Here is a 22,516-nt window from a genome sequence, read left to right on the forward strand (position 1 = left end):
CCGTCGAGTATCAGGCCGCACCGTCGGGAATGAACACGTAGCCCAGGCCCCAGACCGTCTGAATGAAACGCGGGCTGCCCGGATCAGGCTCGATCAGCTTGCGCAGACGGGAGATCTGCACGTCGAGGCTACGGTCGAACACTTCGTATTCCCGGCCACGCGCGAGCTCCATGAGCTTTTCGCGCGAGAGCGGCTGGCGCGGATGGCGCGCGAACACCTTGAGCACCGAGAATTCGCCCGTGGTGAGCGGAATTTCCTGGCCGGCTTTGGTGAGCGTGCGGGTGGCGAGGTTCAGCGCGAACTCGCCGAACTCGAATACTTCAGTGGTTTCCGAGGGCGCGCCCGGCAGTTCGGACGGCGCCTGGCGACGCAGCACTGCATGAATGCGCGCAACCAGTTCGCGTGGGTTGAAGGGCTTCGGCAGGTAATCGTCGGCCCCCATTTCAAGGCCGACGATGCGGTCCACATCTTCGCCCTTGGCGGTGAGCATGATGATGGGCGTGCGGTCGTTGCTGCCGCGCAGGCGCCGGCAAATGGACAGGCCGTCTTCGCCCGGCAGCATGAGATCGAGCACCAGCAGGTCGAAACGTTCGCGCACCCACAGCTTGTTCATGGCGGGCGCGTTTTCTGCCACGTAGACGTTGAAACCTTGTTCGCCGAGGTAGCGGCGCAGCAGGTCGCGCAGTCGCGGGTCGTCGTCGACAACGAGAATTTTGGACGGGTTCTTGGTTTCCATGCCTGGCATCTTAGCGCGATTGGGATGAGGTGCGAGTTTGCAACAAATATCAGGTTACAGTCAGTTACAAAATTTACCCATGCTGTGGCACGGGTTCAAGCACTGACAGATAGACTTCTTTGCGTAAAGCGGCCATTCGTTAGATACTTCATTCGAATTTCGAACCAGTCCCGAATCGAGCCGGGTCCGTACATGAATTCGAGGTAGCCGTTTGCCGCGTCAAGAAGGGAACAAAACGATGGGAGGGGTCAGGCCGACAATGCGCCACAACATGATTGCACTGGCGTTGGCCAGTGGCGTCGTGGCTGCGTTGAACACGGCGCCGGTCCAAGCCCAGACGTTCCCGGACGCTACTCAGGCATCGGCCGCGCCCACTCGCCGCACTGGCGCGAAGCAGCCTGTGCGCAAGATGCGTACCGATACGGCGGCAGGTCCTGCCTCTGACATCACGCAGCGCACCGCGGTTCCCACCGATCTCGACCAGCGCCGGCGTGACGGTCACATGACGCCCGACGAGCGCCGCCTCCTGCGCCAGCACATCGAAGACGCCGTGCGCGAACTCTACAAGCGCTGATCGGGCTGTCGGGCCGTCGTCACTAAAGCCGCTTCTCGGCATCGCTGAAAAATCCTGTAGCAATTGCGCCGTCAACAGATGCGTCGCGTGCATCGTTAGTTCGTTACCTTCGTCTATTGGGGGCGCGCGGGTCGAACCTGCGTGTTTCAGTCCCATGCCAGTCACGCAACGATCTGCATCGGTTCCGTCGGCTCATCGTCCGCATCGTCATAGCGCGGCAAGCTCACCTGCTGCCGCCACGGGCCCGGACACGGCGCTCCTCGACGCGGATGACGCTACGCATCTGCTCATCCGCACCGGCTTTGCGCCGGCGCCCGCCGAGGTCGCGCCTTATGTCGGGCTCACGCGCGCGGCGGCCGCCGAGCGCGTGTTGGCCACGGCCCGCACCGATGCCGTGACACCGCTGCCCACATGGACCGCCGATCTCCCCCTGACCCGTGCGCAGCGCCAAGCCCTGACACCCGAGGCGCGCCGCGACGTGCAGCGCCAGCACCGCTTGCACTACGACGAACTGCGCGCATGGTGGATGCGCGAAATCTTCGTCACGCCGTCGCCGCTCACCGAGCGCATGACGCTCTTTTGGCACAACCATTTCACGTCGGGCCAGGACAAGGTGGGCGAGCCGTTGCTGATGGCGCAGCAAAACGCGCTGCTGAGGCACAACGCATTGGGCAGTTTCGCGACGCTGCTGCACGAAGTCGCGAAGGACCCGGCGATGCTGCTGTATCTCGACGGCGCCAGCAACCGCAAAGGCAAGCCGAACGAGAACTTCGCGCGCGAGGTCATGGAGCTCTTCACGCTGGGCGAAGGGCAGTATTCGCAGCAGGACGTTACCGAGGCGGCGCGTGCGTACACGGGCTGGGGCGTCGACCCCGACACGCGGCGTTACGTCTGGCGCCCAGCACAGCACGACGACGGCATGAAGACCGTGCTGGGCAAGAGCGGTCCCTTCGACGGCGACGCCGTGCTCGATATCCTGCTGGATGAGCCGCAGACCGCGCGCTTCGTCTCGGCCAAGCTATGGCGCGAATTCGTTTCGGATACGCCGGACCCGGCGCGGCTCGACGCGGTGGCGGCGCGCTTTCGCACGAGCGGTTACGACATCAAGGCGGCGCTCGGCGCGCTGCTCGTCACGCCCGAGTTCTGGGACGAGCGCAATCGCGGCGTGCTGGTGAGTTCACCGGTCGAATTCATCGCGGGCACCGTGCGCCGCTTCGAAGTGAGCTACGCGAATACGACGATGTTCGCGCGCACCTCAGCCGCGCTTGGCGAGAATCTGTTCTATCCGCCGAACGTGAAGGGCTGGCCCGGCGGCGCCATGTGGATCAATAGCGCGACGCTGCTGGCGCGCAAGCAGTTCGTCGAGCAGCTTTTTCGCGCCACCGGGGCGGCGCGTCCGCGCATGGGCGCCGCGATGCCAGGCGGCATGCGCTTCGATCTGGACGGCTGGCTCGGGCACTTCGGCGTGACGGCCGATGCCGTGCCCGGTTTGTCCGCCCAACTGCAGATGCAGCACGCCGTGCTGCCGCTCGCGCCCGTCGACGCGATCGCGGCCGGCAGCAATGCGGGAGCGTATCTCGAAGCACTCCTGATGGACCCGGTCTATCAGTTGAAGTGACCCGGTAGAAGTGATCCAATGACGCCTGCAGCGAGCGATTGAAATGAACGCCAGCAACCACGATCAAAGCAACGATCGAAGCACCGAACTCCCCGACAACCGCGGCGCGGCACGGCGCCGCCTGGACCAGCGAGGCTTGGCATGAAGCGGCGCGAATTTCTGGCCGCCGCAGCCGCGATGACGGCTGCGGGCGCTGCGTCGTGGCTTCCCGGCGCGGCGTATGCGCAGGGCAGCATGGCAGTGCAGCGCCGCGCGAGCGGCTACGACAATCTGCTGATTCTCATCGAACTCAAAGGTGGCAACGACGGATTGAACACCGTCGTGCCGTTCGCGGATCCGCTCTATTACCGCTATCGCGCGAACATCGGCGTGCGCCGCGACGATGCGATCCAGCTCGACGAACGCACGGCGCTGCATCCCGCGCTAGCGCCGCTCATGCCGATGTGGCGCGACCACGAACTCGCCATCGTGCAGGGCGTGAGCTACGCGCAGCCGAATCTCTCGCATTTCCGCTCGATCGAGATCTGGGACACGGCCTCCAATGCCGACCAGTACCTGCGCGAAGGCTGGCTTACCCGTGCGTTCGCGAACGCCCCCGTGCCGAAGGGCTTCGCGGCTGATGGCCTCGTGCTCGGCAGTGCCGAAATGGGGCCACTCGCGAACGGCGCGAGCGCCGTCGCGCTCGTCAATCCCGCGCAGTTCGCGCGTGCCTCGCGGCTCGTCACGCCGGTCTCGCTCAAGGAGCGCAATCCAGCGCTCGCCCATATCCTCGACGTCGAGAACGAAATTGTCCACGCCGCCGACCAGTTGCGGCCGCGTCCCGGCCAGTACGTGCTGAAGACCGGGTTTCCAGGCGGCGCCTTCGGCACCTCGGTGAAAACGGCGATGCAGGCGCTGGCCTCGGGCGAAACCATGGCGGGTTCGCAGGGCGGACCCGCGCCGGTGCCGGGGCAAGGCGTGGCGGTGATCCGGCTAACGCTCAACGGCTTCGACACGCATCAGAACCAGCCGCAGCGGCACGCGGATCTATTGCGCCAGTTCGCGGCCGGGATGGTGGCGATGCGCTCGGCGCTCGTCGAGATGGGGCGCTGGGACCGCACGCTGATCGTCACCTATGCCGAGTTCGGGCGGCGTGTGCGCGAGAACCAGAGCCGTGGCACGGATCATGGCACGGCGTCCGCACATTTCGTCGCGGGCGGGAGGGTGGCGGGGGGGCTTCACGGCGAGGCGCCGCAGCTTGCGCGCCTTGACGGCAACGGCAATTTGCCGGTTGCCGTCGACTTCAGGCAGATCTACGCGACGGTACTCGCGAACTGGTGGGGGCTCGACGCACAGGCGGTGCTGCAGCACCGCTTCGATACGCTGCCGTTGCTGCGCGCATAGCGCGCACGTTTGAGCGTTGGCATTGGCGCTGGGCAGAGCCGGCGTCGTGCAATCAGGCTCGGCGCGCGGCGCGCCAGGCGATCCAGAGCTTGCGAATCGGCGTGATCACGATCTGCTGGTGCAGCACCTGGAAGCCTTCGCGCTCTACTTCGTCGAGCAAGGCAAGCTCGAGCGCCGCGAGCGCGCGCAAGGTGCGCTGATGGCGGCGTTCCGGGGCGGGAATCGCATCGAGCGCGGCGTTCACGGTTTCGCGAGCGCGCGCAGTCTGGAACTGCATGAGCTCCGTGAATTCACCGCTATAGCGGCGGTTGATCAGATCGGCAGCGGTGACGTTGTAGCGCTGCAATTCGTCGATCGGCACGTAGATGCGGCCATGGCGCGCATCGTTGCCGATCTCGGGCACGAATTGCGCGAGCATCAGCGCGTTGCCGAGCGGCGCGGCCCAGCGCGCGGCGGCCGCGCGTGCTTCATCGGTGCGCGCGCCGACTTGCGCCACGAGCGTGGCGAACGTGCCGCCCACGCCGTCGATATAACGGCGCAGATTCGGCAGATCGAGATAGCGGGCTTGCTCGAAGTCCATTTCGAAGCCGGCGAGCAACTGCTGAAGCAGCGGATAGATTGCCGCCGTGCGGTCCAGATGGTGCGCGAGCGCCTGGGTTACGGGGTGCGATGCATTGCCGGCAGCGAGCGCGGCCAGTTCCTTCTGCCACCACGCAAGCTTGGTGCGGCCGACTGTGGGGTCGCTCGTTTCCTTGGCGGTTTCCTCGAGCTCGCGGCGCAGCGCGAACAGGGCGGCTAGCAGCGGTTGATGCGCGGCGCTTGCCTGGCGCAGCGCGTAGTAGGTGCTCGATCCGGGCGGGGCCGCCTTTTGCAGGCAGTATTCGTCGAAATTCACGGCGTTTGGGGGCGAGGAGAGGCGCGGATTCTCTGGCGTCCCAACAGGGCGCACGGAGCAAGTCGCTGCGGAGCGGCGATTCTAGCACCGGCCCTTGTTCGAGGCGGCCATCAGGGGCGGGCCGGATGCACGGCCAAGGGGCAGACAAGCGCAGGGCAATCGGTTAGAATCTCGCGCTTGCGCATTGCGGGTGACTTATCCAGCCGCCGGCGGCGCAGTGCAGGTTTGTATCGCACGCGATGTATCCCACGTCCCACACTCACGTGAACTCGCAGCGGTCCCGCCATGCAATGAATTCGCGTGAGTGGCGAAATTGGTAGACGCACCAGGTTTAGGTCCTGACGCCCGCAAGGGTGTGCCGGTTCGAGTCCGGCCTCACGCACCAAAAGCAAAGGCCACGTACCTCCAGGTACGTGGCCTTTTTATTTGATGCCCACGCGCTCGATTATGCGCGCGGGCCATCTATTCCATTTATTGCGCGCGACGCATCAAGACTCTTCCTGGGCCGCCGCAATGACTTTCTCCAGCGCCCGATTGAGCAACTCGCGTTCCTTCTCATCGAGGCAGGCAAACAGGTCCACGTTCCACTTGCGCGCAACAGGCATGACCTTGCGATAGAGCGCGCGCCCATCGGTTGTGAGCGAAACGAGTACGAGGCGCCCGTCTTCCTCGCTGGCGTCGCGTTGCATGAGGCCGCGGCGCATCAATGCTTCCGCGGCACGGCTGGCCTGGCTCTTGTCGAGATTCGCGTGGCGCGCGAGTTCCATCACGGAAAACGGGCCGAATGCGCCGACTGCGGCAATGAGACGTGCTTCCGGCAGCGTGATGCCGAGCTTCGTTTGGTAGCGCTCGCTCGCACCGCGTTCGGAGAGCTTGTTGAGGACATGGAGCCGATAGGTCAGAAATTGTTCGAGTCCGGCTTTGCTTGCCTTCATGGTCGTCCTGGTCTGGTCGCGTGAGGTCCGCGCAATCATGCTGCGCGTCTCATGATTGTTGCCTCAACCAGCGCCCGGGTCAACGCGCAAGAACCCTCGTAGGCCCGTCCTGCATGGGCCTACGAATCTATTAATCGCTTACTGCGAAACCCGGCGAGAACGCGTAACTAAAGTCAGACGAATCTTCAGGCTTGTAGCGCGTTATGCGCCGCGCGAACCGTACTTGAAGCGCGTAAGTTGCTCCGCTTCGTTCGCGAGCAGCGTGGCCGCTTCGCGGATCGCCGTGTCGAGCGTGATCGGGCCCGGAGCGGGCGAGAAGCAGCCGCTGAAGTGCTCGGCGAGACGCGGCAGGGCAGCGGAGTCAACGGCACCCGAAAGCAGCGTGGCCGGCACGCCGGCGGCCTGTGCATGGCGGCACGCGATGAAGGGCGCCTTGCCGTGCAGCGTCTGCACGTCGGAGCGGCCTTCGCCGGTGATTAGCCAGTGCGCGCCCGCGAGCGCGTCGTCGAGGCCGATCGTGCGCGCCACGACTTCGGCGCCGGGTTCGAAACTCCCACCGAGCATGCGCAGCGCAAAGCCGAGGCCGCCCGCTGCGCCCGCGCCTGCTTCGTCGCGCGCGCGCCGGCCGAGCGCCGCTTCGAGCAGATCGGCGAAACGCACGAGGGCGGCGTCGATCGTCGCAACTTGTTCGGGCTTCACGCCCTTTTGCGGGCCGAACACAGCGGTCGCGCCATGATCGCCATTGAGCGGATTGTCGACGTCCGACATCGCAACGAAGCTGGCTTCGCCAAGCCGTGCGTCGAGCCCGGAGACGTCCACCCGCGCGACCTTCGCCAGTGCCTGCGGCGTGGGTGCGAGTGCATTGCCGTTGGCGTCGAACAACTGCAGGCCGAGGCCAACGAGGAGGCCCGCGCCGGCGTCGTTCGTGCTGCTGCCGCCGAGCGCGACATAGAAGCGGCGCACGCCTTCGTCGAGCAGTGCGCGAATGGCTTCGCCCATGCCGCGCGTGCTGCGCGTGTCGACCGGCACGCCCATGCCCACCGGATCGGTGATGCCGACGATCTCGGCGGTTTCGACGACCGCGCTGCCGTCATGCAGCAGGCCGACGGCGGCGTCGCGCCGCGCGCCGGCTGCGCCTTCCACGTTGATCACGCGACGCTCGCCGCCGACGCTGAGCATCGCGTCGAGCGTGCCTTCGCCGCCGTCGGCCATCGGGCAGATGCGGATATCGGCGTCGGCGCGGGCGCGGCGGATGCCGTCGGCGATCGCGGCGGCGACCCCATCCGCGCTGAGCGAGCCTTTAAAGGAATCGGGAGCAATGACGACGACGGGTGCGTCAGCAAACGACTGGTTGGACATGGTGTCTCGACTGGAAGAGTTGTGTTGGCAGAGGCTGTTGCCGGCGGGGCGTCCGGCGCGAGCGCTAGCTTACCAGTGGTCGGGGGCCTGCTGGATACCTCAGGCGAGATAGCACGCATCGCAGCCACGCAGCGGGCGCGAAATATGGCCGCTGCATGAGGGTTTCGCGGGCGTTTTCGCGTCTTGCACGGCGTCATCTTTCCGCAGGAACGGCAATTCCATTTGAGTGTGGCAATAGTTTGCTAAAATACTGGGCTCTTTTGACGGAACCGCACCGCAAACTGCTCGATCCGGCCCAATTTGGCCGATTTGTAGCGGAATGGGTCTCGCGGATCCCGCAAAGGGCGCCGCCCCGTATCCCGGTCGGGCGCAAGCCGGCGGCGCCGACGAGGCATAGGCGAGACGCAAGCGATGCGGGTGACCCATCGGACTGCGGCAGCAAAGATTACTGAAACGCTCGAACAATTTTAGGACGATTGAAGCCATGGCTAACGTTGTAGAAAACCTCGGCAAGCTCGAACGCCGCGTGACGATTTCCCTGCCGAAGGACGCCGTGCAGAAAGAAGTCGACTCGCGCATCCGCCAACTCGCGAAGAACGTGCGCATGCCGGGCTTCCGCCCGGGCAAGGTGCCGCTCAAGATGGTCACGCAGCAGTACTCGGGCCAGGTCGAAGCCGAAGTTCTGAGCGACAAGGTCGGCAAGGAGTTCTTCGACATCAGCCGCGCCGAAAATCTGCGCGTCGCGGGCCAGCCGAGCTTCGCGCCGAAGGTCGAAGCCGCTGAAGGCGATTACGCGTTCGACGCAACTTTCGAGGTCTATCCGGAAGTGGCGCTGGGTGACGTCGCAAGCGCTGAAATCGAGCGCACGACCACCAGCATCACCGAAGCCGAAATCGACCGCACGCTGGACATCCTGCGCAAGCAGCGCGTGCATTACCACGCACGTGGCGAAGCAGGCGAGCACGGTGACGGCGGCGCCGACGTCGCTGCGAAGGAAGGCGACCGCGTGACGGTCGACTTCGTTGGCAAGATCGACGACGTCGCATTCCCGGGCGGCAGCGCCGAAGGCTTCGCATTCGTGCTGGGCGAAGGCCGCATGCTGCCGGAATTCGAAAAGGCGGCAATCGGCCTGAAGAAGGGCGAGTCGCGCGAATTCGACCTCGCATTCCCCGAGGACTATCACGGCAAGGAAGTCGCCGGCAAGACCGCGAAGTTCACGATCACGATGCAGCAGATCGAGTGGCCGCACCTGCCGGAGATCGACGCTGAATTCGCGAAGTCGCTCGGCATCGCTGACGGCGACCTCGTGAAGATGCGCGCCGAGATCAAGGACAACCTCGAGCGTGAAGCGAAGCGCCGCACCCAGGCCATCGTCAAGAACCAGGTCATGGATGCGCTCCTGAAGATCTCCGAACTCGACGTGCCGAACGCACTCATCGAACAAGACCAGCAGCGCCTCGTCGAAATGGCGCGCGCCGACCTCGCGCAGCGCGGCGTGCCCAACGCAAAGGACGCACCGATCCCGGCCGAAATGTTCAAGGAGCAAGCCGAGCGCCGCGTGAAGCTCGGCCTCGTGCTGGCCGAGCTCGTGAAGGCGAACAATCTCGAAGCGAAGCCGGAGCAGATCCGCGCTGAAGTCGACGAATTCGCGAAAAGCTACGAAGACCCGAAGGAAGTCGTGCGCTGGTATTATTCGAACCAGCAGCGCCTCGCCGAAATGGAAGCCTACGTCGTCGAATCGAACGTCGTGGACTTCGTGCTCGGCAAGGCCAAGGTGACGGACAAGCTGGTGAGCTTCGAAGAACTGGCAAGCGCAACGGCGCAGGCTTAAATCTGCCCGCTACGGCGTGCCGGCTGTCGGAGCAACCGACGGCCAGCACGCCGTTTTTGTATCCGCGGAATTTGGCCACACTCTCGTCGTGGTTGATTTTTGCAGGGTCCGTCGCCATTGAGCATTATCAGGGTTACCAGAACAACTCTTCCAGACAAGGATGCACCGCATGACCATTCGCGCTCAATCGCTGGACACGTTGACCTCCCACGCCTCGCGGGATTTCGATCCGCAGGCGCTCGGGCTTGTGCCGATCGTCGTGGAGACGAGCGGCCGCGGCGAGCGCTCATATGACATCTACTCGCGCCTGCTCAAGGAGCGTGTGGTATTCCTGGTCGGCGAAGTGAACGACCAGACCGCGAATCTCGTTGTCGCGCAGTTGCTGTTTCTCGAAAGCGAAAATCCTGACAAGGACATCAGCCTGTACATCAACAGCCCGGGCGGCTCGGTTTCGGCTGGCATGGCGATTTACGACACGATGCAGTTCATCAAGCCTGACGTTTCGACCCTTTGCATGGGCCTCGCGGCCAGCATGGGTGCGTTCCTGCTCGCGTCGGGCGCGAAGGGCAAGCGCTTTGCGCTGCCGAACTCGCGCGTGATGATTCACCAGCCGCTGGGCGGCGCACGCGGCCAGGCGTCGGACATCGAAATCCAGGCGCGCGAAATCCTGTACCTGAAGGAGCGTCTGAACCAGTTGCTCGCCACGCACACGGGGCAGCCCGTCGAGCGCATCGCGCGCGACACCGACCGCGACAACTTCATGTCGGGTGACGACGCGCAGGCGTACGGCCTCGTCGATCAGGTGCTGCACAAGCGTCCCTGATCCGGTGCGCGTTTTTGCTGGCATTTTATTTGCCAGTTAATGGTGCCACTGACGGTGCCAACTGAGGGCCCGCTCGCACCGTGTGCGATCCCCGTGAAATACGGGATAGCCACGGGCGCGCGGACCGTGTGAAATAATCAGCAAACGCGCTTCGCGGCCTGCGGCCCAACGCCGTCACAGCAAGCGGTTCACGCGCCCCCCGGCGTTGTCTGGGGGAAACGGCGTATCATGTAACAGAGTGTCCGGAGGCTCATTAATTCATGGCGGACAAGAAAGGTTCTAACAGCGAAAAGCTGTTGTATTGCTCGTTTTGCGGCAAAAGCCAGCATGAAGTAAAGAAACTGATTGCTGGTCCGTCGGTATTCATCTGCGATGAATGCATCGACTTGTGCAACGAGATCATTCGCGACGAGGCCGCTGGTGCGGGCATCGACGCTGCGCTGTCGCGCTCGGACCTGCCGAGTCCGCAAGAGATCCGCGACATTCTCGACCAGTACGTGATCGGTCAGGAACGCGCGAAGAAGATCCTCGCGGTGGCGGTGTACAACCACTACAAACGTCTGAAGCATCTCGACAAGAAGGACGACGTCGAACTCTCCAAGAGCAACATCCTCTTGATCGGGCCCACGGGCTCGGGCAAGACGCTGCTCGCGCAGACGCTCGCACGCCTTCTGAACGTTCCGTTCGTGATTGCGGACGCCACCACGCTGACCGAAGCCGGTTACGTGGGTGAAGACGTCGAGAACATCATTCAGAAGCTGCTGCAGAACTGCAATTACGAGGTCGACAAGGCCCAGCGCGGCATCGTCTATATCGACGAAATCGACAAGATCAGCCGCAAGTCGGACAACCCGTCGATCACGCGTGACGTGTCGGGCGAGGGCGTGCAGCAGGCGCTGCTCAAGCTCGTCGAGGGCACGATGGCTTCGGTGCCGCCGCAAGGTGGCCGCAAGCATCCGAACCAGGATTTCATTCAGGTCGACACGACCAATATCCTGTTCATTTGCGGCGGCGCATTCGACGGTCTGGAAAAAGTCATAACGGATCGTACCGAAAAGACCGGCATCGGTTTCGGCGCGAGCGTGAAGAGCAAGCAGGAACGCGACACGGGCGAAGTGCTGCGCGAAACGGAACCGGAAGACCTGATCAAGTTCGGCCTGATTCCCGAATTGATCGGCCGCCTGCCGGTGGTCGCGACGCTCGGCAAGCTCGACGAAGCCGCGCTCATGAAGATTCTGGTCGAGCCGAAGAATGCGCTCGTCAAGCAGTATCACAAGCTCTTCAACATGGAGCGCGTGGAACTCGAGATTCGTCCGGCTGCGTTGCAAGCCGTCGCCCGCAAGGCGATCCGCCGCAAGACCGGCGCCCGGGGACTGCGCTCGATCCTTGAGCAGGCATTGCTCGACGTGATGTACGAGCTGCCGGCCATGAAGGGCGTGAGCAAGGTCATCATCGACGATAACGTGATCGACGGCGACGGCAAACCGCTCTTGATCTACGAAGACGCGCCAAAGGTTTCCGGCTCGAACTGATGGTGATGATGATCGGCTAAAGAGTTCCGGGGAAAAGCCGTTCATGCAATGGGATGAACGGCTTTTTCGTTTATCTTGTGGTCGATGGCGCACTTTTTTTGGAGTCACTGAACTTTTCCCACTTGCGCGAGGCTTGCAATCGATTTTTGTGGCCTCACTTACCGAACAATTGATACCACTCATGGGGAAATGAAATGTCAGGAACCCAACTCCTCCCGCCGGAACGCACCACGCTCCCGCTGCTGCCGCTGCGAGACGTCGTAGTTTTCCCGCATATGGTGATTCCCCTTTTCGTGGGCCGGCCCAAATCTATCAAGGCCCTCGAAGCGGCAATGGAAGGCGGCAAGCACATCATGCTCGTCGCGCAAAAGACTGCCGCCAAGGATGAGCCGACCGAAAAGGATATGTACGAAGTAGGGTGTATCGCCAACATCCTGCAAATGCTCAAGCTGCCCGACGGCACCGTGAAGGTGCTCGTGGAAGGCTTGCAGCGCGCGAAAACGCTTTCCATCGAAGAACAGGAAACGCAGTTTTCGTGCGAGGTCATGCCGCTCGAGCCCGATCACGCCGATAGCGCCGAAACCGAAGCGCTGCGCCGTGCGATCGTTTCGCAGTTCGACCAGTACGTGAAGCTGAACAAGAAGATCCCGCCGGAGATCCTGACCTCGCTGTCGGGCATCGACGAGGCGGGTCGTCTTGCCGACACCATCGCCGCGCATCTGCCGCTCAAGCTCGACCAGAAGCAGCACATTCTCGAGATGTTCCCGGTCGTGGAGCGTCTGGAGCATCTGCTCGCGCAACTCGAAGCCGAGATCGACATTCTCCAGGTGGAGAAGCGCATCCGTGGCCGCGTGAAGCGCCAGATGGAAAAGAGCCAGCGCGAGTACTACCTGAACGAGCAGGTCAAGGCGATCCAGAAGGAACTGGGCGAAGGCGAAGAGGGTGCCGATCTCGAAGAACTCGAGAAGCGCATCACCGCCGCGCGCATGCCCAAGGAAGCCAAGAAGAAGGCCGACGCTGAGCTCAAGAAGCTCAAGCTGATGTCGCCGATGTCGGCGGAAGCCACCGTCGTGCGCAACTACATCGACACGCTGATCGGCCTGCCGTGGCGCAAGAAGAGCAAGGTCAACAACGACCTCTCCAACGCCGAAGCCGTGCTCGACGAAGACCACTTCGGTCTCGAGAAAGTGAAGGAACGCATTCTCGAGTATCTCGCGGTCCAGCAACGCGTGGACAAGGTCAAGGCGCCTATCCTGTGCCTCGTCGGGCCTCCGGGCGTCGGCAAGACCTCACTCGGCCAGTCGATTGCGCGCGCAACGAATCGCAAGTTCGTGCGCATGGCGCTGGGTGGCGTGCGTGACGAAGCCGAGATTCGCGGCCACCGCCGTACGTATATCGGTTCGATGCCGGGCAAGATTCTGCAGAGCCTGACCAAGGTCGGCGTGCGCAATCCGCTCTTCCTGCTCGACGAGGTCGACAAGATGGGCATGGATTTCCGCGGCGATCCTTCTTCGGCGCTGCTCGAAGTGCTCGATCCGGAACAGAACCATACGTTCGCCGACCACTACATCGAAGTCGATTTCGACCTCTCCGATGTGATGTTCGTCGCCACGTCGAACTCGCTGAACATTCCGCCGCCGCTGCTCGACCGGATGGAAGTCATCCGCCTCTCGGGCTACACGGAAGACGAGAAGGTCAGCATTGCCCAGCGTTATCTTCTTCCGAAGCAGAAGAAGAACAACGGCTTGAAGCAAGGCGAGATCGAGATCACCGAAGGCGCGATCCGCGACATCATTCGCTATTACACGCGTGAAGCGGGCGTGCGTTCGCTCGAGCGTGAAATCTCGAAGATCTGCCGCAAGGTCGTGAAGATGCTGCTGCTGAAGAAGGCCGACAAGGCCGTCACGGTGGACAGCGTCAATCTCGATACCTTCCTTGGCGTGCGCAAGTACGACTTCGGTCTGGCTGCGAAGGAAAACCAGATCGGCCAGGTCACGGGTCTCGCGTGGACGGAAGTGGGCGGCGATCTGCTCACGATCGAAGCCGCGGTCATGCCCGGCAAGGGCAACGTGATCCGTACGGGTTCGCTCGGCGACGTCATGAAGGAATCGGTCGAAGCGGCACGCTCGGTGGTGCGTTCGCGTTCGCGTCGTCTCGGCATCAAGGACGAGGCGTTCGAGAAGCAGGACATCCACATTCACGTGCCCGAAGGCGCGACGCCGAAGGACGGTCCGTCCGCAGGCGGTGCGATGACGACGGCGCTGGTGTCCGTGCTCACGGGCATTCCGGTGCGTGCCGATGTCGCGATGACGGGTGAAATCACGCTGCGCGGCGAAGTGCTGCCGATCGGCGGGCTGAAGGAGAAGCTGCTCGCGGCGCATCGCGGTGGCATCAAGCTCGTGCTGATCCCGGAAGAGAACGTCAAGGATCTCACCGAGATTCCGGACAACGTGAAGAACTCGATCGAGATCGTGCCGGTCCGCTGGATCGACAAGGTGCTCGAACTCGCGCTCGAACGTGTGCCGCAGCCGCTGCCGGAAGAGGAAGTGAAGGCCGACGACGCCAAGGCGCCTGTTGCTGCCGAAACGAAGGAAGCCGGCGCGACCGAAGTAGTCAAGCATTGAGTTTCACGCGAGCCGCGCTGATCGCGCGGTTCGCCGGAATGCTTGAGCATCCCCAAAACCCGCGGCAGCGTCCGCGGGTTTTTGTTTGATGCGCGTCCGTTAGATTCCCGTTAGATTCGTTGACGTTGAGCGGATCGAGATAAAACGACACCGGTTCCTGAATTGGGGCTTGGTATAGTACCTAAAGATGCGTTAGACTTATGCGCTCGCTGCTTGATGAGCGGTGCAGTAAAAGGCGCAGCAGAAATATGCGATGCGCGAGAGTCATGAGGCTGGGTGCTTAGCTCAGTTGGTAGAGCGGCGCCCTTACAAGGCGTAGGTCGGGAGTTCGAGCCTCTCAGCACCCACCACAGCTTCAGATTCGCATGACGCATCTTGCAGCACGCAAGATGCAGTGCAGCGGCAGCGCAGTAATAATGCAGCGCGGCAGTACACCAGCACGGAGCGGTAGTTCAGTCGGTTAGAATACCGGCCTGTCACGCCGGGGGTCGCGGGTTCGAGTCCCGTCCGCTCCGCCAGATCTATCAGCAAGAAGGCGAACTCCGGTTCGCCTTTTTTGTTGGTCGCTGTTGTAATATCGGGCGTTCCTTTTTTAGGCGCTCTCCAACGCTTGGTCACGCATGCTCGACTTTTTCCGCAATCACAAACGACTGATGATGATGATGCTGATGCTGGTGATTCTGCCAGGTCTCGGCTTCGTCGGCATTCAAGGCTTCCGCGGCTTTTTTGACGAAAGCGCGAACGTTGCGAGCGTCAACGGTCACAAGATCACTCGTGCCGAATTCGACGGCGCCGCGCGTCAGCAGATGGATCAGGCCCGGCAGATCATGGGCGCGCGATTCGACGCGAGCGCCTTCGACACGCCGCAGCATCGCAAGGACATCCTCGACGGCCTCATTCAGCAGCGCGTGCTCGTGGACGAAGTCCAGCGCCTGCATCTGACGGCTTCGGACGACGCAGTGCGCCGCACCTTGCTGTCGGACCCCGTCATCTCGTCGCTGAAGAACCCTGACGGTTCGATCGATCTCGACAAGTACAAGCAATTGCTCGCGATGCAGGGCATGACGCCCGAGCAGTACGACGAGCGCGTGCGCTATAGCCTCGCCATGCAGCAGTTGCCGGCTGCGCTCGTGAACAGCGCGTTCACGCCGAAGGCGCTCGCGCAGCAGCTCACTGAGCTTTCCGAGCAGCAGCGCGAAGTGCAGGGCCTCGCGTTCCGCGCGAGCGACTTCGCGCCGAAGATCAATCCGACCGACGCGCAGCTACAGGTGTACTACGACGCGCACAAGAACGACTTCGCCACGCCGGCCACGGCGCAGATCCAGTATCTGGTGCTGTCGGCCGCAACGGTCGCGGCCGGGGTCAATCCCAGCGACGCCGATCTCAAGAAGTACTACGACGACAACATCGCCCACTTCAAGACGCAGGAAGAAGTGCGCGCGAGCCATATTCTGATCACGGTCGCGAAGGACGCGAGCGCCGCCGATCGCACGGCCGCCAAGCAGAAGGCCGAGCAGATTCTGGCCGAAGTCAAGGCGCACCCCGACCAGTTCGCACAGATCGCCCAGAAGGATTCGCAGGACCCGGGTTCGGCCTCCAAGGGCGGCGATCTCGGCTACTTTGGCCCGGGCATGATCGCCGGCGGCCAGGCGTTCGACGACGCGGTCTTCAAGCTCAAGAAGGACGAAATCAGCGGTGTGATCCAGTCGGACTTCGGCTATCACATCGTCAAGGTGACTGACCTCAAGCCGTCGGTGACCAAGTCGTTCGACGAAGTGAAAGGCCAGATCACCAACGACGTGAAGGCACAGCAGGCCGCGAAGGTACTTGCCGACGCGACCGAGGGTTTCACGTCGACGGTCTACGAGCAGTCGAAGAGCCTCCAGCCGGCCGCCGACAAGTACAAGCTCACGCTTCAGACGGCCACGGTCACGCCGAAGCCGAATCCCGCGCTGCCGCAGGACAACCCGCTGAACAATCCGAAGTTCCTCGACGCGGTGTTCGCGACCGATTCGGTGAGCCAGCACAACAACACGCAGGCGATCGATGTCGGTAGCAACACGCTGATCTCCGCCCGCGTGACGAACTTCCAGCCGGCCGCCGTGCCCGCGTTCGCAGCGGTCAAAGACGCCGTGCGCCAGAAGGTGGTCGCGCAGCAAGCGGGCGAGCAGGCGCGCAAGGAAGGCGAGGCGAAACTCGCGGATCTGCAGAAGTCGAAGGGGACCGATGGCTTCTCGTCGGCGCTCAAGGTTACGCGCAACGATGCGCAGGGCCTGCCGCCCGACGCGCTTTCGGCGGTGTTCAAGGCTGACCCGAAGAAGCTGCCCGCATACGTGGGCGTCGATCTGGGCGACAACGGCTACGCGATCTATCGCGTGGACGGCGTGACCAATGGCCCTGCTGCCGATGGCCCGCGTCTCGCAGCCGCGCAGCAGCAGCTCGCGGGCGTGAGTGGCCAGTCGCAGACGCAGGCTTATCTCGATGCGCTGCGCGATCGCTCCAAGGTCAAGTTGTACGGCTCCCTGAACGCTGCAAACCAGTCTGGCGACGGCGACGGGCAGTAATCCCCGCAGCCCGCTTCAGGTCAAAGCGCGCAAGCGCAAAAAAAGCCCCGCAAATGCGGGGCTTTTGTTTGGGCGCTCGCAACGCGACTGATGCGTTGCGCGTGCGTGCATCGGCGCTCAGAGGCAGGCGCTGATATCGCTCGAGGCGTCGCCGCCGGCGCCACGCATTCCCACCCACGTTTTCGCGTTGGCGTTCCAGGCTGGGCGCACCGTTGCGGCCGCACCGTTCGGCGGCTGCTGGCCGGGCACGTACACGTCGACAGCCTGGTCATTAGCGAGGACGCTCTGTTGGACGACTTGCTGCTGCGATTTGTCGGCCCACTTCTTGGCGATGCATTGCGCAACGGCCGCAGGCGGTTGCTGGCTGGTGCCTACCGATTGCGCGCCGTTCGGTATCGGCTGATTGGCGCAGGCTGCAAGGGTGGCCGTAATGGCAATCAAAGGTAAAAATTTCACGTTTTCTCCCTTCAGTCGGGTCAGTCGAGAAACAGACGAAAGCCGCTCGTCCGGTGCAAAGTCGTGGCCCGGCACGCGGCAAGCGTGACGGCAACACGCACCTTACACGACAAGGAAATCGCGTGTCTTACAGGTGTGTAGGCGTTGTGCTGTCAGTGCTTCGCGCCGCCGCCGAGTAGCGGCTTGAGCGTCGGCCACACGTTTTCGAGCAGCAAAGGCTGTGCCTGCTCGTTCGGATGCATCTGGTCGGACTGAAAGAGATTGGGCTTGTCTGCAAGGCCGGCCAGCAGGAACGGCACCAGCGGCACGTGTAACTCGTTCGAAAGCTGCACGTAGAGGCCGTGGAACGCGCGGGTGTAGTCGGGGCCGTAATTGGGCGGCACGTACATGCCCACCAGCACGGGCTGGGCGTTGCCCTTGCGGATCTGGTCGATGATCGCGCGCAGATTGCCTTGTGTCGTTGCGAGCGGGACGCCGCGCAGCGCGTCGTTCGCGCCAAGTTCGACGATCACGATCGAGGGTTTCATCCGCTGCATCACGAGCGGCAGGCGGGCGAGTCCGCCGCTCGTCGTGTCGCCGCTGATGCTCGCATTCGCAACGCTATAATCGATTCGCTCGCTGGTGAGCCGCTGGCGCAGTAGCGCGACCCAGCCCGTATCGCGCGGCAGGCCGTATTCGGCCGAGAGGCTGTCGCCGAGCACGGCGATCACAGGCTTCGCGGTGGCGGGCTGACCCGCGGGCGCCGTCGCTGCGACGGCGTCATGCGAGCCGCCGGGTAGTATGGCGATAGCGGCCAGGCCGAGCATTGCCGCAGCCGTGAAAGCGGCGCAGCGGGCGACAGGGGTATCGAGGGTGGCGCGGGCCGCAGCGGCCGTCGTGTTGTGCCGCGCCCAGGCGGCGAATCTTTGCTTCATCATGTGCGAATGAATAGCGATCCAGTCATCGAAGTGCGTGGCCTGAGCAAGCGGGTCACCGATGCGACCGGCGAACTGACGATACTCGACGGCATCGACCTGACCGTGCATGCGGGCAGCAGCGTGGCGATCGTGGGTGCGTCGGGTTCGGGCAAGTCGACGCTGCTCGGCCTTCTGGCCGGATTGGACAGCGCGAGCGCCGGCTCGGTTCGCCTGCTCGGTCATGAGCTTACCGGCATGGCCGAGGATCAGCGCGCCGCTCTGCGCAATGGTTCGGTGGGCTTCGTGTTTCAGTCGTTCCAGTTGATGCCGCATCTGAGCGCGCTGGAGAACGTTGCGCTGCCGCTCGAACTGCAAGGCGGCATCACCACGCGCGAGGCTTTCGCGCGTGCCCGCGCGCTGCTGGAGCGTGTCGGGCTCGGGCAGCGCACCGCTCACTATCCCAAGCTGCTGTCAGGCGGCGAGCAGCAGCGCGTGGCGCTGGCCCGGGCGTTCGTCACGCAGCCGGCCGTGCTGTTCGCCGACGAACCCACCGGCAGTCTCGATGCCGCGACGGGGCATGCGGTCATCGACCTGATGTTCGAGCTCAATCGTTCGAGTGGCGACGCTGGCAGTAGTGCAGGTGGTGGCGCGACGCTCGTGCTCGTCACGCACGACGTCGATCTTGCACGTCGGTGCGACGCCGTGGTGACGATCGAAGCGGGCCGCCGCGTGCCGAATGCGCTTCACGTCGACAGCCCGGAGGATGTGCACGAAGCGCCCGAGGCGGACCGCTTCTAGACGCGCTGCTTAGCGCTTGAGCGCGGCTCGCGCCCGCGCAATCAGCGCGGCCGTCGACGAGTCGTGCGTTTTCACGTCGGCGCTCGCGGCCGTGAGGTCGGCCTCGACCACCTTGCCGAGAATCTTGCCGAGCTCCACGCCCCACTGATCGAACGGATTGATATTCCAGACGGACGCCTGCACCAGCACCTTGTGTTCGTACAGTGCGATCAGCGCGCCGAGCGAGCGGGCCGTGAGCGCATCGACGAGCAGCGTCGTGGTCGGGCGGTTGCCGGGGAACATGATGTGCGGCACGAGTTCGGGCTTGTCCGGGCCGGCGATCTTCTTCGCTTCTTCCTCGGTGCGTCCGAGCATCATCGCCTCGCTCTGCGCGAAGCAGTTGGCGAGCAGCTTCGGATGATGATCGGCTAGCGGATGTTCGGGGGTGAGCACGGCGATGAAGTCAATCGGCACGATCGTCGTGCCCTGGTGCAGCATCTGGAAGAACGCGTGCTGGCCGTTCGTGCCCGGCTCGCCCCAAGTGATTGCCGAGGTGGCGTAATCGACGAACTTGCCGTCCAGACGCGCCTGCTTGCCGTTGCTCTCCATTTCGAGCTGTTGCAGGTACGAGGGCAGGTAGTGCAATGCTTCGGAGTACGGCGCGACCAGATAGCTCTGCGAGCCGAAGAAGTTGCGATACCAGATGCCGATCATGCCGAGCAGCACGGGAAGATTTTTTTCGAGCGGCGCCGTGCGGAAATGCTCGTCCATGTCATGGGCGCCCGCGAGCAGTTCGTCGAACTGCTGCGGCCCGATGGCGATCATGATCGAGAGGCCCACCGCCGACCACAGCGAATAGCGGCCGCCCACCCAGTCCCACATCTCGAAGACGTTGTCCCTGGCGATGCCGAACTTCACGACCTCGGCGGGGTTCGCCGAGACGCCCACGAAGTGCTTCGCGAGCGCGCTTTCCGGGCAGCCGTGCTGGATGAACCAGTCGCGCATCGAGTGCGCGTTCGTCATGGTTTCGAGCGTGGTGAAGGTCTTCGAGACGATGATCGCGAGCGTTTCCTCGGGGTCGATACCCTCGATCACGCGCCAGAGGTCGGCGCCATCGACGTTCGAGACGAAGTGCGAGCTGATCTCGGGCGTTTCGAGGTGCTGGAGCGCGTGCACGACCATCTTGGGCCCGAGGTCCGAACCGCCGATGCCAATGTTCACCACGTGGCGGATGCGCTTGCCGGTATAGCCGGTCCACGCGCCGCTGCGCACGGCGTCGGCGAACTTCGCCATCTTCGCTTTTTCGGCGAGGATCTGCGCGTGGAACGGCGCGTTCGGCTCGGTGGCTCGCAGCGCGGTATGCAGCGCTGCGCGGCCTTCGGTCGGATTGACGACTTCGCCCGTGAACATCGCGTCGCGGCGTTTTTCCACGCCGGCTTCTTGCGCGAGCTGCACGAGCAGCTTCAGCGTGGCGTCGTTGATGCGGTTCTTCGAGAAGTCGGCTGCGAGGCCGCCGCCCGCATAGGTGTAACGTTCGGCGCGGGTCGGCGCGGGGTCGTTGGCGGGTGCGAACCAATCGCGCATCTGTTCGTTGCGGATCTGTTCGTAGTGCGTCTGTAGCGCGGACCAGGCAGGAAGCGGATTCGTCATGTTCGTCTAGCGAGGGAAAACGAATGGAGGGCGACGGACGGCGCTGCGCCGGTGGGCCAACGCGCGCGTCACGCGCTGCGGGGATGCGCGCGCCGCCGGTGAGCGGCACGCGAGGGATCAGTATAGCGGGGCTATGTGTCGATGAGCAGCATCGCTGCGGACCGCCGGGGGCTGCAGCAAGCCACGTGCCTCAAGCTCCCGGTGAAGCTTTCATCAATCTTTCGCGGCGTAAAACAGGCGGTTCATCAGGCGCCGAATCACGGGAGCGAGCTCGCCTGCCGCGAGGCCCACGGGGCCTTCTCCCTGGGCGACGAGCGTATCGGCGGCAAGTCCGTGCAGGTAGACGCCCGCCAGCGCCGCCTCCCAAGGCGGCAGGCGCTGTGCGAGCAGGGCGCCGATCAGGCCGCCGAGCACGTCGCCGGTGCCGCCGGTCGCAAGCGCCGCGTTGCCGGTGGGGTTCACCGCGACACGCCCATCGGGCGCGGCAATGGCTGTGCCGCTGCCTTTGAGCACGACGACCGCCGCGTAACGCGCGGCGAGTGCGCGGGCGGCAGCCAGGCGGTCGCGTTGCACTGCCGGCGTATCCGTGCCCAGCAGGCGCGCGGCTTCGAGCGGGTGCGGAGTGAGCACGCATGGCGCGCCATGCACGCGCACATGCTCGGCCACGCGTCCGGCAAGCACGTCGTCGCGGGCGACCAGGTTGAGCGCATCTGCATCGAGCAGCACCGGGACATCGAGTTGCAGGATCCGGTCGACGAGCTGCCGCGCCGACGCGCTTGCGCCCATCCCGCATCCCGCGGCGACCGCGCTCATCGTGTCGAGCGCGAGCTTGCCGGCGGCGTGCAGCATCAACTCGGGGTGCGGCGCATCGTAGGGCGGCGCGTCGTTGCCGAGGAAGCCCACGTGGACCTTGCCCGCGCCCGCGAGCAGCGCAGCGCGCGCGGCGAGGATCGGCGCGCCGCACATGCCGGTGTCGCCGCCCACGACAGCGAGCGTGCCGAAACTGCCTTTGTGGGTGGCGAAGTCGCGCGCGGGCATGGCCGCGCCGAACAGCGCCGGTGCGTTGAGTTGCGCGGATTGCGTGGACTGCGTGGTGGCGGAGGCTTCAATGGGGGTGTCGATGCCCGCTTTCAGCCCTATCGGAGCCACGCTCACAGCGCCTGCGCAGTCGCGGCCCGCGCCCGTGTAAAGCCCGGGCTTCGCGGCAATGAAAGTGACGGTATGCGTTGCGTGCACGGCGGGGCCATCGCCGACGAGGTTGCCGGTGTCGCTGTCGAGGCCGCTCGGCACGTCGAGCGCGAGCACGTGGCCTTGGCTGCGCGCGCGCGCCGCGAGCCGTTGCGCAAGCACGCCGAACACGCCGTCCAGCGCGCGGGCGAGGCCGATGCCGAACAGGCCGTCGACGAGCCAGCCATAGGCATCGAACGATTCGGGTGGTGCAGCGGTGATCGGCACACCCGCGGCGCGCGCCTCGGCCAGCGCCCAGCGCGCGTCGGCGGGCTTCACTTCGAGCGGCATGCAGACTTCGACGACAATCCCGGCGCGCTTGAGCTCGGCGGCGGTCACGAGCGCATCGCCGCCGTTGTTGCCGGGGCCGGCGGCGAACCAGACGGGTTTCACACTGGCCGGCGACGGCGCATGTGCAATCTGCTCGCGCAGGAAATGCGCCGTGGCGGCGCCGGCGCGCGCCATCAGCGTGTGCGCGGGCAGGGCGGCCTGAGCGGTCGTTTCGGCTGCGCGCAACTGCGCGACGGTGAGCAGCGGCACGGCCCGATCGTGCGGATTGACTAGCGTGAGAGCCGGGAGAGCGAGCGGCGAGGTGGGCGTGGCGTCTGTCATGGTGGCGATGGCGGCCGCAAGGGG

General features: G+C 64.2%; 17 protein-coding genes and 3 tRNA genes. 12 read left to right on the plus strand and 8 right to left on the minus strand.

Annotated elements, in window-relative coordinates:
* Window positions 1-10: 10 nt before the first annotated feature.
* On the minus strand, window positions 11-745 hold the full coding sequence (gene ompR, locus HV773_RS20400; protein ID WP_027814652.1) for an osmolarity response regulator transcription factor OmpR: 735 nt from the start codon (window positions 743-745) through the stop codon (window positions 11-13).
* A gap of 262 nt (window positions 746-1,007) precedes the next feature.
* Here ompR and HV773_RS20405 point away from each other — a divergent pair, with 262 nt between their 5' ends.
* From HV773_RS20405 to HV773_RS20415, 3 genes are all read left to right on the plus strand, one after another.
* Entirely contained in the window at window positions 1,008-1,310 is a 303-nt protein-coding gene (locus HV773_RS20405) for a hypothetical protein (RefSeq protein ID WP_227875284.1), read from the plus strand.
* 154 nt (window positions 1,311-1,464) lie between these two features.
* Complete coding sequence (locus HV773_RS20410; protein WP_129562075.1) at window positions 1,465-2,928, plus strand: DUF1800 domain-containing protein; 1,464 nt, start codon at window positions 1,465-1,467, stop codon at window positions 2,926-2,928.
* Between the two features lie 141 nt (window positions 2,929-3,069).
* Window positions 3,070-4,311 (plus strand): DUF1501 domain-containing protein, encoded by a 1,242-nt coding sequence (locus tag HV773_RS20415; RefSeq protein ID WP_129562074.1) that lies wholly within the window; start codon window positions 3,070-3,072, stop codon window positions 4,309-4,311.
* Window positions 4,312-4,363: 52 nt separating this feature from the next.
* On the opposite strand, the gene HV773_RS20420 is transcribed toward HV773_RS20415, so the two are convergent.
* On the minus strand, window positions 4,364-5,206 hold the full coding sequence (locus tag HV773_RS20420) for a squalene/phytoene synthase family protein (RefSeq protein WP_129562073.1): 843 nt from the start codon (window positions 5,204-5,206) through the stop codon (window positions 4,364-4,366).
* Between the two features lie 298 nt (window positions 5,207-5,504).
* Between HV773_RS20420 and HV773_RS20425 the strand changes: the two genes are divergently transcribed.
* A tRNA-Leu gene (locus HV773_RS20425) sits at window positions 5,505-5,591 on the plus strand.
* A 103-nt stretch (window positions 5,592-5,694) separates the two neighbouring features.
* Here HV773_RS20425 and HV773_RS20430 read toward each other — a convergent pair.
* The gene (locus HV773_RS20430) at window positions 5,695-6,141 is read right to left on the minus strand and encodes a MarR family winged helix-turn-helix transcriptional regulator (protein WP_129562072.1); all 447 of its coding nucleotides are present in this window, start codon (window positions 6,139-6,141) and stop codon (window positions 5,695-5,697) included.
* A gap of 201 nt (window positions 6,142-6,342) precedes the next feature.
* Window positions 6,343-7,500 (minus strand): glycerate kinase, encoded by a 1,158-nt coding sequence (locus HV773_RS20435; protein WP_129562071.1) that lies wholly within the window; start codon window positions 7,498-7,500, stop codon window positions 6,343-6,345.
* Between the two features lie 484 nt (window positions 7,501-7,984).
* Between HV773_RS20435 and tig the strand changes: the two genes are divergently transcribed.
* The 7 genes from tig to HV773_RS20470 all read left to right on the plus strand — a co-directional run bounded on the left by tig (window position 7,985) and on the right by HV773_RS20470 (window position 16,874).
* Window positions 7,985-9,331: a trigger factor gene (gene tig, locus HV773_RS20440; RefSeq protein WP_129562070.1), complete on the plus strand. Its 1,347-nt coding sequence runs from the start codon at window positions 7,985-7,987 to the stop codon at window positions 9,329-9,331.
* A gap of 169 nt (window positions 9,332-9,500) precedes the next feature.
* Entirely contained in the window at window positions 9,501-10,154 is a 654-nt protein-coding gene (gene clpP, locus HV773_RS20445) for an ATP-dependent Clp endopeptidase proteolytic subunit ClpP (RefSeq protein ID WP_035533252.1), read from the plus strand.
* A 260-nt stretch (window positions 10,155-10,414) separates the two neighbouring features.
* Entirely contained in the window at window positions 10,415-11,686 is a 1,272-nt protein-coding gene (gene clpX, locus HV773_RS20450; protein ID WP_035533250.1) for an ATP-dependent Clp protease ATP-binding subunit ClpX, read from the plus strand.
* Between the two features lie 194 nt (window positions 11,687-11,880).
* On the plus strand, window positions 11,881-14,310 hold the full coding sequence (gene lon, locus HV773_RS20455) for an endopeptidase La (protein ID WP_129562069.1): 2,430 nt from the start codon (window positions 11,881-11,883) through the stop codon (window positions 14,308-14,310).
* Window positions 14,311-14,584: 274 nt separating this feature from the next.
* Window positions 14,585-14,660 (plus strand) — tRNA-Val (locus HV773_RS20460).
* A gap of 91 nt (window positions 14,661-14,751) precedes the next feature.
* Window positions 14,752-14,828, plus strand: a tRNA-Asp gene (locus HV773_RS20465).
* A 102-nt stretch (window positions 14,829-14,930) separates the two neighbouring features.
* On the plus strand, window positions 14,931-16,874 hold the full coding sequence (locus HV773_RS20470; protein WP_129562068.1) for a SurA N-terminal domain-containing protein: 1,944 nt from the start codon (window positions 14,931-14,933) through the stop codon (window positions 16,872-16,874).
* A gap of 117 nt (window positions 16,875-16,991) precedes the next feature.
* Here the strand turns inward: HV773_RS20470 and HV773_RS20475 are convergent, their stop codons facing one another.
* Both HV773_RS20475 and HV773_RS20480 read right to left on the minus strand, forming a co-directional pair.
* Window positions 16,992-17,330, minus strand: coding sequence for a hypothetical protein (locus HV773_RS20475; protein WP_129563333.1), 339 nt, complete (start codon window positions 17,328-17,330; stop codon window positions 16,992-16,994).
* 152 nt (window positions 17,331-17,482) lie between these two features.
* Complete coding sequence (locus HV773_RS20480; RefSeq protein WP_377730904.1) at window positions 17,483-18,247, minus strand: arylesterase; 765 nt, start codon at window positions 18,245-18,247, stop codon at window positions 17,483-17,485.
* Between the two features lie 6 nt (window positions 18,248-18,253).
* Here HV773_RS20480 and HV773_RS20485 point away from each other — a divergent pair, with 6 nt between their 5' ends.
* Window positions 18,254-19,024, plus strand: coding sequence for an ABC transporter ATP-binding protein (locus HV773_RS20485; protein WP_129562067.1), 771 nt, complete (start codon window positions 18,254-18,256; stop codon window positions 19,022-19,024).
* 9 nt (window positions 19,025-19,033) lie between these two features.
* Here the strand turns inward: HV773_RS20485 and pgi are convergent, their stop codons facing one another.
* Together pgi and HV773_RS20495 are read right to left on the minus strand one after the other, a co-directional pair.
* Window positions 19,034-20,653 carry a glucose-6-phosphate isomerase gene (gene pgi / locus HV773_RS20490; RefSeq protein ID WP_129562066.1) on the minus strand — a complete coding sequence of 540 codons (1,620 nt, stop codon included), beginning with the start codon at window positions 20,651-20,653 and terminating at the stop codon, window positions 19,034-19,036.
* Window positions 20,654-20,866: 213 nt separating this feature from the next.
* Window positions 20,867-22,492, minus strand: coding sequence for an NAD(P)H-hydrate dehydratase (locus HV773_RS20495; RefSeq protein ID WP_129562065.1), 1,626 nt, complete (start codon window positions 22,490-22,492; stop codon window positions 20,867-20,869).
* Window positions 22,493-22,516 lie beyond the last annotated feature (24 nt).

The organism is Paraburkholderia caffeinitolerans, assembly GCF_902859945.1.
GTDB classification, from domain to species: Bacteria; Pseudomonadota; Gammaproteobacteria; order Burkholderiales; family Burkholderiaceae; genus Paraburkholderia; species Paraburkholderia caffeinitolerans.